The sequence below is a fragment of the Peribacillus sp. YIM B13481 genome, assembly GCF_042787985.1.
Lineage (GTDB): Bacteria > Bacillota > Bacilli > Bacillales > DSM-1321 > Peribacillus > Peribacillus simplex_A.
The window spans coordinates 61,399-75,152 of the sequence record NZ_JBHZPE010000011.1 but is presented as its reverse complement, the minus strand read 5'-3'; the positions used below and the strand labels follow the sequence as shown (position 1 = coordinate 75,152).

11 protein-coding genes and 2 pseudogenes are annotated in these 13,754 nt (G+C 43.6%); all 13 read right to left on the bottom strand.

What is annotated here, in order from left to right; all coding sequences use genetic code 11:
• Positions 1–6 precede the first annotated feature (6 nt).
• The gene (locus ACFX4X_RS09380; RefSeq protein WP_061462382.1) at positions 7–339 is read right to left on the bottom strand and encodes a putative DNA-binding protein; all 333 of its coding nucleotides are present in this window, start codon (positions 337–339) and stop codon (positions 7–9) included.
• Between the two features lie 225 nt (positions 340–564).
• Positions 565–1,581 (bottom strand): signal recognition particle-docking protein FtsY, encoded by a 1,017-nt coding sequence (ftsY, locus tag ACFX4X_RS09375; protein WP_089362441.1) that lies wholly within the window; start codon positions 1,579–1,581, stop codon positions 565–567.
• A gap of 25 nt (positions 1,582–1,606) precedes the next feature.
• On the bottom strand, positions 1,607–5,170 hold the full coding sequence (smc, locus tag ACFX4X_RS09370) for a chromosome segregation protein SMC (protein ID WP_377383059.1): 3,564 nt from the start codon (positions 5,168–5,170) through the stop codon (positions 1,607–1,609).
• A gap of 24 nt (positions 5,171–5,194) precedes the next feature.
• The gene (gene rnc, locus ACFX4X_RS09365; RefSeq protein ID WP_284472097.1) at positions 5,195–5,935 is read right to left on the bottom strand and encodes a ribonuclease III; all 741 of its coding nucleotides are present in this window, start codon (positions 5,933–5,935) and stop codon (positions 5,195–5,197) included.
• Between the two features lie 265 nt (positions 5,936–6,200).
• Positions 6,201–6,434 (bottom strand): acyl carrier protein, encoded by a 234-nt coding sequence (locus tag ACFX4X_RS09360; RefSeq protein ID WP_034313729.1) that lies wholly within the window; start codon positions 6,432–6,434, stop codon positions 6,201–6,203.
• Positions 6,435–6,491: 57 nt separating this feature from the next.
• Positions 6,492–7,235, bottom strand: coding sequence for a 3-oxoacyl-[acyl-carrier-protein] reductase (fabG, locus tag ACFX4X_RS09355; RefSeq protein WP_284471299.1), 744 nt, complete (start codon positions 7,233–7,235; stop codon positions 6,492–6,494).
• Positions 7,232–8,179: an ACP S-malonyltransferase gene (fabD, locus tag ACFX4X_RS09350; RefSeq protein ID WP_089362438.1), complete on the bottom strand. Its 948-nt coding sequence runs from the start codon at positions 8,177–8,179 to the stop codon at positions 7,232–7,234. Before fabD ends, fabG begins: the two co-directional genes overlap by 4 nt.
• A gap of 24 nt (positions 8,180–8,203) precedes the next feature.
• The gene (gene plsX, locus ACFX4X_RS09345) at positions 8,204–9,193 is read right to left on the bottom strand and encodes a phosphate acyltransferase PlsX (protein WP_061462377.1); all 990 of its coding nucleotides are present in this window, start codon (positions 9,191–9,193) and stop codon (positions 8,204–8,206) included.
• A 24-nt stretch (positions 9,194–9,217) separates the two neighbouring features.
• Complete coding sequence (gene fapR, locus ACFX4X_RS09340; RefSeq protein ID WP_089362437.1) at positions 9,218–9,775, bottom strand: transcription factor FapR; 558 nt, start codon at positions 9,773–9,775, stop codon at positions 9,218–9,220.
• Positions 9,776–9,893: 118 nt separating this feature from the next.
• Positions 9,894–11,945 (bottom strand): ATP-dependent DNA helicase RecG, encoded by a 2,052-nt coding sequence (gene recG, locus ACFX4X_RS09335; RefSeq protein ID WP_377383056.1) that lies wholly within the window; start codon positions 11,943–11,945, stop codon positions 9,894–9,896.
• A pseudogene (gene sdaAA / locus ACFX4X_RS09330) lies at positions 11,942–12,694 on the bottom strand (L-serine ammonia-lyase, iron-sulfur-dependent, subunit alpha); the annotation flags it as partial. The pseudogene sdaAA and the gene recG, both read right to left, overlap by 4 nt.
• A 1-nt stretch (position 12,695) precedes the next feature.
• Positions 12,696–13,004, bottom strand: a pseudogene (locus ACFX4X_RS09325) (L-serine ammonia-lyase, iron-sulfur-dependent, subunit alpha); the annotation flags it as partial.
• 37 nt (positions 13,005–13,041) lie between these two features.
• Positions 13,042–13,704 carry an L-serine ammonia-lyase, iron-sulfur-dependent subunit beta gene (gene sdaAB, locus ACFX4X_RS09320; protein ID WP_061462373.1) on the bottom strand — a complete coding sequence of 221 codons (663 nt, stop codon included), beginning with the start codon at positions 13,702–13,704 and terminating at the stop codon, positions 13,042–13,044.
• Positions 13,705–13,754: the final 50 nt, after the last annotated feature.

Genomic DNA, 13,754 nt, shown 5'->3' with positions numbered 1-13,754 from the left:
CGCCTCCTAATCCAACTTCTCAAGCGTTGTGATTGCGTCTAGCAGCTTCTCTTTTGAAAAGGAATCCTTTTCTATGAGTCCCTTCATATTCGCAATCCACTGGTTACGCTCTTGAAATTTTTGAAATAACAATAGCTTCGCTTCATATTCCTCAAGCATCGCTTCTGTTCTTTTTATATTATCATAGACTGCCTGCCTACTTACTTCGTATTCATCGGCAATCTCGCCAAGAGAGTAATCATCCAGATAGTAGAGGGACATGTAGCTCTGCTGCTTCTCTGTTAACAACGATTGGTAAAAGTCATACAAATAATTAATCCGCGTTGTCTTTTCAAGCATCTTAGCAAGCCTCCCTGCTGTTAAGTGAAAACCCTTTACAAGTTTATATTGTAAAGCCTTGTTTATTTGATGTCAAGTCAAACTCCTTACCACTTGTTTGCAAAGCATTATTTTTTTCGTTTTCTTGCTTCTAGAAGTTCACAGTGAACCCTGTAACAATGTTGGTGCCTCATTAAAAAATGGCAAAAATCCGGAAGAGAAAAATCTCTTCCGGACATTTTTTGCTTAAACCTCTTCTTTATCGATGATATCAGCAAACAGGCCATAAACATATTTCTCTGCATCGAATTCCTGCAGATCGTCCATTTTTTCACCAAGCCCGACAAATTTAACGGGAATGGCCAGTTCATTGCGAATTGCCAAAACAATTCCACCTTTTGCCGTGCCATCAAGCTTTGTTAAAACAATACCGGAAACATTGGTCGCTTCCTTGAATGTCTTGGCCTGAATAAGTGCATTTTGTCCAGTTGTTGCATCAAGGGCAAGCAACACTTCATGTGGTGCACCAGGTATTTCACGTTCAATTACACGTTTCACCTTTTCCAATTCCTTCATTAAATTCACTTTATTTTGTAAACGTCCAGCTGTATCACAAATCAGAATATCCGCTTTACGAGCCTTGGCGGCCTGAATGGCATCGAACATGACCGCAGCAGGGTCAGAGCCTTCTCCTTGCTTGATTACACTGACACCAACACGTTCTCCCCATACCTCGAGCTGTTCAATTGCACCTGCACGGAACGTATCCCCGGCTGCCAATACGACAGACTTGCCTTCTGCCTTGAATTTATGAGCAAGTTTACCGATTGTCGTCGTTTTACCTACCCCATTAACCCCTACGAACAAAATGACCGTCAAACCTTCTTCTTGTATATTCAGGCTCGGAGTCCCTTCTTCATCACCTTGGTAGATTTCGACAAGCTTTTCGGAAATGACGGATTGCACTTCCCTTGTATCAGAGATATTGCGAAGCTTGACTTCCATTTTTAATTGATCAATTAGTTCCATCACAGTATCAAAGCCTACATCAGCCTGTATCAGGATTTCTTCAAGTTCTTCAAAAAAGTCCTCATCCACTTTCCGATAACGGGCAACAAGTTCATTAACCCTTCCAGTAAAGGAATTCCTTGTCTTTGTCAAACCTTGCTTGAATTTTTCCCCTATGGATACTTCTGCTTCAACTTCTTTTTCTTTATCTTCCTGGTTCGTAAATTTCTCTTTTAGCTTTTTGAAAAAACTCATTGTCCCACTTCCTCTAATAATGAATTTAAACTTCAATAAAGTTTTCTGATTCTTCCATCCGGACGGAAACAAGTTTGGAAACGCCTGACTCCTGCATCGTAATGCCATATAGTACATCAGCCTCTTCCATCGTGCCTTTACGGTGAGTAATCACGATAAACTGCGTTTCCCTGCTGAACTTCCTTAAAAATTGGCTGAACCGGACGACATTCGCCTCATCAAGGGCTGCCTCGACTTCATCAAGAATACAGAAAGGCACCGGCCGCACTTTCAGAATGGAGAATAAAAGGGCTATGGCTGTCAGTGCCCGTTCTCCTCCGGATAAGAGGCTCAAATTTTGCAGTTTTTTCCCAGGCGGCTGTGCAATGATATCTACCCCTGTATTTAGTAAATCATCCGGATTCGTCAGTTTAAGCTCAGCTCTTCCTCCGCCAAATAATGCTTTGAAGACTTGTTCGAATTCTTCACGGATCGAATAAAAGGTATCTGCAAAGCGCCGCTTCATTTCATCATCCATTTCATCGATGACTTGGAATAATGTATCTTTCGCCTGTTGAAGGTCTTCCTTTTGACTAAGGAGGAATTCATAGCGTTCAGCTACACGTGCATATTCATCAATCGCACCTAAATTTACCGTCCCTAATTCCTCTATTGCAAGCTTGATGAGCTTCACTTTTTTTTGGGCTTCTTCTGCAGGCATCATCAATGGATACTGTTCTTTTGCACCTTCAAAGGAAAGCGTATATTCTTCTCTCAAGTGGTCGAGACGATTTTCCAATTCCACATCCAGACGGGTTAATTTTACTTCTTCGTCCTTCATCACTTCAACAATGCCTCTATAAAGTCGGTTTTCTTCTTTCAAGGCCAGTTCAAGTGTTTCAACTTGTGTTAGAAGCTCGTTTTTTTCCTGTTTTTTTATAGTGATTCCTTCAATTGCCCCATTTTTATCGAGCAATTTCTGCTGTGCCATATCTTCCAGGGATTCTTCCCCGCTTGAACTGTCTGTCATTTCATTGGTCAGGAGCCCCAAATCATCTTTGTTTTCGTCAAGCCTGCTTGTTTCCTTTGAAAGATCCGAATCAATGCGTTCCATCTTCTCTTTTTGGTTTTGTAGCTGCCCACGCTTAGAGGCCAGTGTTACCCTCAGTTCATTCGTTTCTTCGGCAAGGTTCTCTTTTGAGGATTGTTGGGATTGCTTTTGTTCCGTCATGTCGGAAATCAGCCGGTCAAGCCCTTCAATTTCCATTTTACATGATTCCAAAAGCTCTTCCAGCTCTTCAAGTCTTGCCGTTTTTTGCTGTTGTTCTTCTAAATATGAATTTTTATCCAAATCATAAAGATGCAGCCGTTCATTCACATTTCTTTCCTGTAGCTCCACTTCACGAAGTTCGCCCTTCAGGGTTTGTTCTTGCAATCGAAGGCTCTCCCCTGTTTTTCTGGTTTGTTCAAGCGTTTGCTCTTGAACACCCACATCCACTTTGAGCTGTTTGACCTGCTTTTCTAGCTGATTCGTTTTCGCTTCCATGGCGGCTAGTTTTTGATGGAGCTCTTCCAATTCCGTTTTCCTTGAAAGCAGGGAGGTCGTTTTTTGCTTCAACGCGCCACCAGTCATTGAACCACCTGGATTGACGATATCACCTTCTAAGGTTACGAAGCGGAAACGGTGCTGCATCATTTTCGCCAAGTCATTTGCACCCTTTAGATCTGTCGTGATTATGACAGTCCCTAACAGGTTTTCCGCAATTGCTGCATGCCTGTCATCATATTGGATCAATGAGGAGCCCGTCCCCACAAAAGCTGAGTGGCTCTTTAGCATCGATAATTGGCTTACTGAAATCTCTCTTGCCTTAATGACTGATAAAGGCAAGAACGTCGCACGTCCATACTTATGTTTCTTCAAGAAGGAAATGGCTTCTCTTGCATGCTCTTCGCGTTCAACGACCACATGCTGCATCGCTCCGCCCAGAGCCGTTTCGATGGCCGTTTCATATTCCTTTGGAACCTTTATCAATTCCGCAACTGCCCCTTCTATGCCTCGAAGGGTTTCTTTCGCTTTTAAAACTTCTTTAACTCCCTGAAAAAAGCCTGCATAATCCTCTTCCATTTCTTCAAGAAGTTCCTTACGTGATTTTGCCTGTTGAAGGAATTGATAGGCCTTATAAAGAGTGGTTTCTTGTTTTTGATACGTATCCTTTGCCGCATTCAATTTGTTCTGCTGATTCCGGAAATAAGAGACATGCTCTTCAAGCTGCTTGGTCACATTTTCCATTAGCTTTGAATATTCCAATTTTTTAGCAGTGATACCCATTCGCTCGGTTAAGAACTTTTCATTTTCCATATCAAGTTTAGCATTTTTATGTTCCTGCTGTGTTAGCTGCTGAAGCAGGTACTGTTTTTCATTTTTAGCCGATGCCTGCTTGTTCAACCACTCAATATAGTCACTCTTTTTCACTTCAATCATCGCTTCGATATCACTATTGAATAGGCCTAAGCTTTTTTGTTTTTCATTTAAGGTTTCCTGTATCCCTTTCACTTCCGAGTTCAGGGCATTCAGGAGTTCCGTTTCTCGTTCCTTTTGCAGGGACAAGAGCTCGACAGCAGCCTCACCTTCCACAATCGCTTTTTCAAGCTGTGACTTGTTTTGGGCGGCATTTTTTTTCCGTTCTTTCAAAACTTCTTTACGGCCTTCAAGCTTTTCAAGTTCTTCACTGGCATTCAGGAGAATTTCCTGAAGTTCATTGATCGATGCCTCAAGAGTCGCAAGACTATCCCGAAGCTTTTTGAGATGCGCTTCCCTGTCATGAAGCTGCCCTGCCATTTGCTGTTCCATTTCATTATGTTTTTCGAGTTCCTGGGATAGATTTTCCCATTTTTCATAAAGTTCTTCTATTTCAAAGACGGTTAAAGCTACTTCTATTTGCTCAAGCTCTTCTTTCTTCTCCAAAAATTCCTTGGCGAGGGAAGATTGAATTTTCAGCGGTTCCACTTGCCCCTCCAATTCATGGAGGATATCATGGACACGGTTTAAGTTATCCTGCGTTTCCGTCAGCTTCGATTCCGCTTTTCGTTTTCTTGTTTTATATTTCAGGACACCTGCTGCCTCTTCAAAGATCACTCGTCTTTCTTCTGCCTTACTGCTTAGGATTTCTTCCACTTTCCCTTGGCTGATTATGGAAAATGCTTCACGCCCAAGACCAGAATCCATGAAAAGATCTATGATGTCCTTCAGTCGGCAACCTTGATTATTAATGAAAAATTCACTTTCTCCCGATCGGTATACCCGTCTAGTCACACTGACTTCATGAAAATCAATCGGCAGGGAATTCGTCTCGTTATCAAGGGTCAATGAAACTTCTGCAAAATTCAACGCTTTCCTCGTGTCACTTCCCGAAAAGATGATATCTTCCATTTTTGCTCCACGCAGCGATTTCGCAGACTGCTCTCCAAGTACCCATCGGACTGCATCGGTCACATTACTTTTGCCGCTTCCGTTTGGTCCAACCACTGCCGTGACTCCAGGTACAAAATCAATCGAAATTTTCTCTGCGAAAGATTTAAATCCTACAACGTCCAAGCGTTTGAGGAACATGACCTTTCCTCCTCTACTGTTCAACTATCTTGTTGATTTTTTTTCTTTTAAAACGATCAATGCATGCTCGGCAGCATGCTGCTCCGCTTCTTTTTTTGACTTTCCTATACCAGAGCCCAGTTCTTCTCCATTCAGAGAAACGGTCGAAACAAACTCCCGGTTATGGGCTGGTCCTTTTTCCTGCAAGATTTTATATTGCAGGACACCGATACCATCACGCTGAATCAGCTCTTGAAGCTGGCTCTTATAATCCATCACATGAGAAAAAGCACCCTCGTCTATCTTCGGAAATACAACATGCTTCAAAAACTGCACAACTGGCTCTAATCCTTGGTCAAGGTACAAAGCCCCAATATAGGCTTCGAATACATCCGCAAGCATGGCAGGGCGTTCTCGTCCACCTGTCATTTCTTCCCCTTTTCCGAGTAAAACATATTCCCCGAAAGAAAGGCTATTGGCAAAAGCGACAAGTGAAGGCTCGCACACTATGGCTGCCCTTAATTTGGTAAGTTCACCTTCGCTCATCATCGGATATTTTTGATATAAGTATTTAGAGATGGTCAGTTCAAGCACAGCGTCTCCCAAGAATTCAAGCCTTTCATTATCTTCATAAGGCTTACGGCGATGCTCATTCACATAAGATGAATGTGTAAAAGCTTGTTTCAATAAATTTTCATCCTGAAAATGAAAACCCAGACTTTCCTGCAACTGTTTAAATTTATTATCCTTGATTGATGGTTTACGATTATTTCCGTTCCTACGCATCACACAAAACCCTCCACAACGGTTCAAAAAGCATATTTTTCCAATATATTAAAAAGAAACCTGGCAGGAATTCCTGTCAAGCTTTCCTATGTACATCATACATTATAATCCGCTTAAAGAAAACTAACGGCAAAAGACCACCGCAATGCAGGCGGGGCTACCTGGGGCATGCTCATTCCCTTATATCTGCCGCTGCATCAAACCTTCTTTAAGAATAAGAGAAAGCCCCGTTAAAAAACGGAGCTTTTAGTCAAACGACAATACATTACATAGTGCTTTGTATGTAATTCACAGCATCACCTACTGTGGCGATTTTTTCAGCGTCATCGTCCGAAATTTCCATATCAAACTCGTCTTCGAATTCCATGACTAGTTCAACTACATCTAGGGAATCGGCACCAAGATCTTCTTTGAAAGAAGCTTCAAGTTTAACCTCTGATTCTTCTACGTTCAAACGATCTACAACGATTTTCGTTACTCTTTCTAATACATCTGCCAATGTGTTCACCTCCCCTCAAAACATTATAAATTAATTTCGGAAAAAATCAAAGAAAACTTACATGACCATGCCGCCATCTACATGAAGAGTTTGTCCAGTCATATATTTGCTTGCCTCAGAAGCGAGGAAAGACGCCACTGCAGCGATATCTTTTGGGTCACCGAACCTTGCAAGCGGAATTTGGTCCAACATGGCTTTTTGGACATCTTCAGGCAATTCCCCAGTCATATCCGTCGAGATGAAACCAGGAGCAATCGCATTTACCGTTATCCCTCTTGAAGCAAGTTCCTTTGCCGTAGTTTTGGTCAGTCCGATCACACCAGCCTTGGCCGCAACATAATTTGCCTGACCTGCATTTCCGCTGACGCCGACGATCGATGCCATATTGATGATCCTGCCGCTACGCTGCTTCATCATTTGTCTTGTGACCGCTTTTGTGCAAAGGAAAACTCCTTTAAGATTCGTATTGATCACTGAATCCCATTCCTCTTCTTTCATTCGCATCAATAGGTTATCTCGTGTGATACCGGCATTATTAACCAAAATATCCACTCTGCCAAACTGTTCGATGACCTCTTTGATCATGCTTGTCACCGAGTCACTATTTGCAACATCGCACTGGATGGCAAATGCTTTACGGCCCAATGCCTTGATTTCTTCCACCACTTCATTCGCTTTCGTTTCACTGCCAGAATAGTTGATGGCAACGTCTGCTCCTTGACGGGCAAGTTCTAATGCAACTTCCCTGCCAATACCTCTTGACGCCCCTGTTACAAGTGCTTTTTTACCTTCGAGGATCATGCTTTTGCCCCCTTCAATGTTTCAATTGTTTTAGTTAGTGTTTCTATATCGGAGACCGAGTGAATTTGAACGGAACGATCGATCTTCTTTATTAATCCACCCAATACTTTCCCTGGGCCTACCTCGATGAACGTATCCACTCCCAATTCAAGTAGGGTTTTCACACTGTCCTCCCAGAGGACCGGTGAATACAGCTGTTCGATTAATTTTTCTTTTATTTCAGCAGGTGCAGTAATGGGCTTAGCCGTTACGTTTGAAATGACAGGAATTTGTGCCTGTTTGAAGCTTACTTCATCAAGGACACCCTGTAACTTTTCTGCCGCTGGTTTCATCAATTCCGAATGGAACGGTCCACTCACTTCAAGAGGAAGAGCCCGTTTAGCCCCATTCTCCTTGGCTTTTGCACTTGCAAGTTTAACCCCTTCTGAAGTTCCAGAAATGACGATTTGGCCTGGACAATTAATATTGGCTAATTGAACGGATTCCCCTGTTGCTGTTATTTCAGAAGTCACTTCAGATAGAGCTTCACGGTCCATTCCCAGTATCGCAGCCATTGAACCTTGACCATTCGGTACCGCAGCTTCCATGAATTCACCGCGCTTACGCACAGTATAAACGGCATCTTCAAAAGAAATTGCACCTGATGCCACTAAAGCCGTATATTCACCTAAACTATGCCCTGCTGTATAATCAGGTTTGATTCCCGCTTCTTCTAACTCCTTGACAAAGGCATAGCTCGTGGTCAATAAAGCTGGCTGTGCATTATAGGTTACCGTTAATTCTTGTTGTGTGCCATTAAAGATCAGTTCGGAAAGTTGAAAATCAAGTTTTTCATCGGCTTTTCGAAAAATATGCTGAGCACGCTCGTTTTCCTGAAATAAGCCATGACCCATTCCTATTGACTGTGAACCTTGTCCTGGAAAGACAAAAGCAATTTTACCCATCTGTTACTCCCCTGCCTCTTTGATTTATTTTTGTTTTTCTATTGTCTTTGCAATGGTCGATATGACGTCATTCCCCACCATATCGCGAGTCTGGCGTATCGCATTATAGACCGCGTTCGCATCTGAAGAACCATGCGCCTTTATGACAGGGGCCTTCAAACCGAATAGGCCAGCACCGCCATACTCCGAATAATCCATTTTAATTTTAATGCCCTTTAGTTCCGGTTTGACCATTGCTGCAGCCATCTTACTCTTGAAGTTGCTCATCAAGGCCGTTTTCACCATTTTAAATACACCCATAGCCGTACCTTCAAGTGTCTTCAACACCATATTTCCCGTGAAGCCGTCCGTAACGACAACATCTGCCGGTCCATTTAGAAGGTCCCTGGCCTCTACATTACCTATAAAGGATATCTCCGATGATTGCTGTAGCAATGTAAAAGCCTGCTTAGTCAGTTCATTCCCCTTTTTTTCTTCTGTTCCGATATTCAGGAGTCCGACCCGCGGCTTTTCAATTCCCCGCACTTTTTGAGCATAAACAGATCCCATTATGGCGAATTGCAGCAGATGCTCCGGCTTCGCATCAGAGTTCGCACCTACATCCAGAAATACGAAACCTTTACCATCGATTGTCGGAAGGGTTGGAGCCAATGCGGGACGTTCAATGCCTTCTATCCTTCCAACAACAAACAAGCCTGCAGCCATTAGCGCACCAGTATTGCCGGAAGAAATGCATGCATCTGCTTCTCCATCAGCCACTTGTTGTGCAGCTAGTACCATCGAGGCACTTTTCTTGCGGCGAACCGCACGAACCGGTTCATCGGTACTTAATATTTTTTCATCAGTATGTACAACCTTTATTCGGCCATGTTTCGTTAAGTATTGATTTATCTCCGCTTCATTGCCCACCAAGGTAATTTCCACATCGGAAAAAGCCTCAACAGCTTTCATCGCTCCTAAAACCTGTGCCTTGGGAGCATTATCGCCACCCATTGCATCTATCGTTATCTTCATTTTCTTTCATCCTTTACTAGAAAGTTAAGAGCGATACATTTCGAACTCGCCTTTAAAAACCAGTTCATTACCAACGTAGCTTCTGACTTCCACCACGGAACGATCGTTGGTGTGGTCCACGTTTTTAACCTTCGCTTTAGCTACCACTCTTTCATTTTCCTTTACAGAACGAGTAAATAAAATGGATGCTTTTGCAGTTAATGCCAGTTCGTCATTAATGACCGCTACAGCCAATGAATTCGCTTGGGCAAAAAGATGATGTCCCCTTGCAATTCCATTCCGCTTAAAGACATGCTCTTTATTTATATCCAAAATCGAAATAGCATTGTCATCTAAATTAAGATCAATTACTTCCCCGATGATTTCATCCAAAGGCAAAGCCCTAATTTCGTCACTGAATTTCTTCTCAGCCACGCTTTTAATACGTTCACGCAGTTCCGGTATCGATAATTCAAGACGATCAAGCCTAATAGTCTGGACGCTCACCGAATATTTTTCAGCCAGCTCCTCATCCGTTACAAAAGGATTCTGTTTAATCGTTTCGATTAATAATTGCTGGCGTTCCTTCTTACTTCTTCGCATCTGAAGGTCACCATCCGTAGTATTATGACTAGGTACTAATAGTAGTATATATATTTTAAAAACAGATTGCAAGATATTGAAGAAATTCTCGCAATCTGCTAATGGATTTTCATTCAGATCAGTCCAGCTTTTCTCCCGTAAATACGCCCGTACCCTCTAAATAGTTCCGTAGCGGTGCATACTCCGGGGAATGCCAAAAGCTTTGTGAGGCTATCAATTTTGAAGCATCCATCCTTGCCACTTCCAAGGTCCTGTAATCATGGACCATGTCGGCTACTTTGAACTCAGGAAGGCCGCTTTGTTTTTTACCGAAGAAATCACCAGGGCCCCGAAGTTCCAAATCTTTCTCGGAAAGAGCAAAACCATCGTTTGTCTCGGTCATGATTTTCATCCGTTCTTTGCCGACTTCCGTTTTCGGGTCAGCCAGGAGGATGCAAAAGGACTGATCACTCCCCCTTCCGACTCTCCCCCGTAACTGATGCAACTGTGAAAGCCCAAAGCGCTCCGCATCATAAATGACCATTACCGTTGCATTAGGAACATTCACCCCAACTTCAACAACCGTTGTGGAGACAAGGATTTGTGCTTCATTGGCACTAAACTGCTGCATCACTTCGTCTTTTTCATCCGTAGGCAGACGTCCATGCATGAGCCCCACTTTATACATGTTCGTAAAGTATTGTGTAAGCATTGCATGAACATCAAGAACATTTTGTAATGAATCAAGTTTCTCCGACTCCTCAATCAAAGGACAGATGACGTAAGCCTGTCTCCCTCGCCTTAGTTCCTTTTCGACGAAAGTTAAAATCCGATCGAGCATTTGGTGTTTCGCCCAATAGGTTTCTATCGCTTTACGCCCTGCCGGCATTTCGTCTATCGTTGAGACGTCCATTTCCCCAAACACTGTAATTGCCAGCGTTCGGGGAATCGGTGTTGCCGTCATGAATAGAACATCTGGATTTGCACCTTTTTCACGAAGGATCCGGCGCTGCTCCACTCCGAAACGATGTTGTTCATCCGTTATGACAAGACCAAGGTTCCGAAAATTCACTTCATCCTGTATCAATGCATGTGTTCCTATCAAAAGATCAAGCTCCCCGGACTCTAGCAATTGCAATAGTTCCTTGCGCTTTTTGCCTTTTACCGAACCAGTCAACAATGCGACCTTTACTCCACTTGGTTCCAACATGGCCCTAAGGGATTGTGTATGTTGCTCAGCCAAGATTTCTGTCGGGACCATAAGTGCACCTTGAAAACCTGCTGTAATCGTCGCCTTCAAGCATATGGCGGCAACCACCGTTTTTCCTGAACCGACATCCCCTTGAAGTAGGCGATTCATCCGATAGGGAGATTTCATGTCGTTCAATATTTCTTCGACGACCCTTTGCTGAGCGTTCGTCAATGGAAAGGGGAGAGTCTCAACGAAGGCCGCCACTTGCCCCACATCAAACTCCTGACCAATCCCTTTTGACTGTTCTCGCTGCACTTTACGAAGCGCCTGCATTTTAAGTTGAAACAATAAAAATTCTTCATATACAAAACGGCGTCGAGCCTTTTTTACATCATTAGCCGAAAGAGGGAAATGCATGGTACGAAGAGCATCGTTACGCGGCATCAGTTTGTATGTCGCCAACAATTGCGGGGGCAGATTTTCTTCTATCATTGCTCCGTACTGAGAAAATGCATTGGAGATAAAGCGGCGTAGCCCTTTAACAGTAATGCTGCCCTTTACTGAATACACAGGTTCGAACTCTTTCTCCCTGCTATGATCACCAACGTGGCATTCCGAGCCTGTAATGGTTTGGCGATGACGATCCCATTTCCCAGTTACAGTAACAGTTTCGCCTATTGCAAGCTTGGGCTTCAGATATGGCTGATTAAAAAAAATGACATTTATTAAATATCTCCCAGTCAATAATTTAATCGTAAGTCTGGATTTTTTCTTCCCAAAGTATCCTAACGTGGGCACCGTATGAACCTTTCCTTCTACAGTAACCCTCTCATCATGCTCGACCGTTTCTAAATCCCTCAATCGATAATCTTCATAGCGATATGGAAGGTGCTCAAGGAGATCCGCGACGGTATGGATCTCCATTTCCTCCAAAGCTGCCGCTGTTTCGCCCCCAATGCCTTTTACTGCTGTTATGGGTTCCTGTAAAGTGGAGTTCACTTCTTATTCAGCGGCAAGCCAAAGATTTTCGCTTCCAACTCCCGTCCAGTCGGTGTAGCCGCTAATCCTCCTTGTGCAGTTTCTCTAAGAGCCGATGGCATCGTTTGCCCAATTTTGTACATCGCATCAATCACTTCATCACACGGTATGCGGCTTGTGATACCCGCTAGCGCCATATCTGCGGCAACCATAGCATTGGCTGCCCCCATGGCATTCCGCTTCACACAAGGCACTTCCACAAGCCCAGCAACAGGATCACATACAAGACCTAGCATGTTCTTTAAGGTTATTGCCATCGCTTCTGCACTTTGTGCCGGTGTCCCTCCTGCCATTTCAACAATTGCTGCCGCTGCCATGCCCGAAGCAGAACCGACCTCCGCCTGACAGCCCCCTGCGGCTCCAGAAATCGAAGCATTATTCGCTACAATAAAACCAAATGCCCCTGCTGTAAAAAGGAACTCAATTTTCTGCTCCCGATTCGGTTTTAATTTATTTTGCAAAGCAAACAGGGTTCCAGGCACAACACCCGCAGATCCGGCAGTGGGCGTCGCACAAATCGTTCCCATCGCTGCGTTCACTTCGTTTGTTGCCACGGCTTTGCTGACCGCATCCAACAGCATCTCACCGGATAAGGAATTTCCGGATTTAATGTAATTCTGAAGAAGGACTGCATCCCCGCCCGTCAGCCCGGAAACGGATCGTACACCTTGGAGTCCCTTTTCAACTGCCTGTTCCATTACATCCAGATTGATTNACTTCGTTTGTTGCCACGGCTTTGCTGACCGCATCCAACAGCATCTCACCGGATAAGGAATTTCCGGATTTAATGTAATTCTGAAGAAGGACTGCATCCCCGCCCGTCAGCCCGGAAACGGATCGTACACCTTGGAGTCCCTTTTCAACTGCCTGTTCCATTACATCCAGATTGACTCCCATCTGGTGGATGATTTGTTCACGGCTTTTTCCCGTTACTTCTATTTCTTGTTCTATCATCAGTGTAGATATTTTTTTCTGCTTTGAATCAGCCAATTCTACTAATTCCGCTACATTTCGAAACATGATACCTTCTCCTTCCTAAGTGGAAACGATTGCCCTATCAATCAACAATCCTCGCTACTTGAGTGATATTGGGGAGCGCTGTTATTTCGTTGATGACCTGATCCTCCAAGTTATGATCCACTTCAATGGTCATCAAGGCCATCTTCCCTTTCTCTTTACGGGAGACTTCCATCTGTCCAATATTGATTTGATGCTTGGCTAAAATGTTTGAAACATTGGCAATGGCACCAAATCGATCATCATGAACGACGAGTATGGCAGGATTGTGGCCGGATAGCCTCAATTTAAACCCATTCAGTTCGACAATTTCAATTTTCCCCCCGCCAATCGATATACCGACAAGTTCCAGTTCGCCATCATCATCCCCCACCGTTATTTTTGCTGTATTGGGGTGTTCCGGCACGGCTTCTTCTTCACGAAAAGTGATTTTCATTTTCTTTTTCCGGGCTATTTCCAGCGATTCTTTGATTCTCTCATCAAATGTATCAAAATCAAGTAAGCCTCCTACAATGGCTACATCCGTTCCATGGCCTTTATAGGTTTTAGCAAACGATCCGTAAAAAGAAATATGGGCCCATTTAGGTTCCCGGTCGAATAAATGCCTGGCAACCCTACCGATTCTTGCAGCCCCTGCTGTATGGGAACTAGAGGGACCAATCATAACAGGACCAATTATATCGAACACACTTCTATATTTCATGAATCGCTCCTCCTTTTTTAGAACTGAACCCAAGGGAAACACTGGGAGTT

What these genes read in the sequence shown, in the direction of transcription:
- sdaAB (WP_061462373.1), bottom strand. Translation starts at nt 13,704, where the DNA reads ATGAAATATAGAAGTGTGTTCGATATAATTGGTCCTGTTATGATTGGT.
- plsX (WP_061462377.1), bottom strand. Translation starts at nt 9,193, where the DNA reads ATGAAGATAACGATAGATGCAATGGGTGGCGATAATGCTCCCAAGGCA.
- fapR (WP_089362437.1), bottom strand. Translation starts at nt 9,775, where the DNA reads ATGCGAAGAAGTAAGAAGGAACGCCAGCAATTATTAATCGAAACGATT.
- fabD (WP_089362438.1), bottom strand. Translation starts at nt 8,179, where the DNA reads ATGGGTAAAATTGCTTTTGTCTTTCCAGGACAAGGTTCACAGTCAATA.
- ftsY (WP_089362441.1), bottom strand. Translation starts at nt 1,581, where the DNA reads ATGAGTTTTTTCAAAAAGCTAAAAGAGAAATTTACGAACCAGGAAGAT.
- fabG (WP_284471299.1), bottom strand. Translation starts at nt 7,235, where the DNA reads ATGATCCTCGAAGGTAAAAAAGCACTTGTAACAGGGGCGTCAAGAGGT.
- smc (WP_377383059.1), bottom strand. Translation starts at nt 5,170, where the DNA reads ATGTTCCTCAAACGCTTGGACGTTGTAGGATTTAAATCTTTCGCAGAG.
- rnc (WP_284472097.1), bottom strand. Translation starts at nt 5,935, where the DNA reads ATGCGTAGGAACGGAAATAATCGTAAACCATCAATCAAGGATAATAAA.
- ACFX4X_RS09380 (WP_061462382.1), bottom strand. Translation starts at nt 339, where the DNA reads ATGCTTGAAAAGACAACGCGGATTAATTATTTGTATGACTTTTACCAA.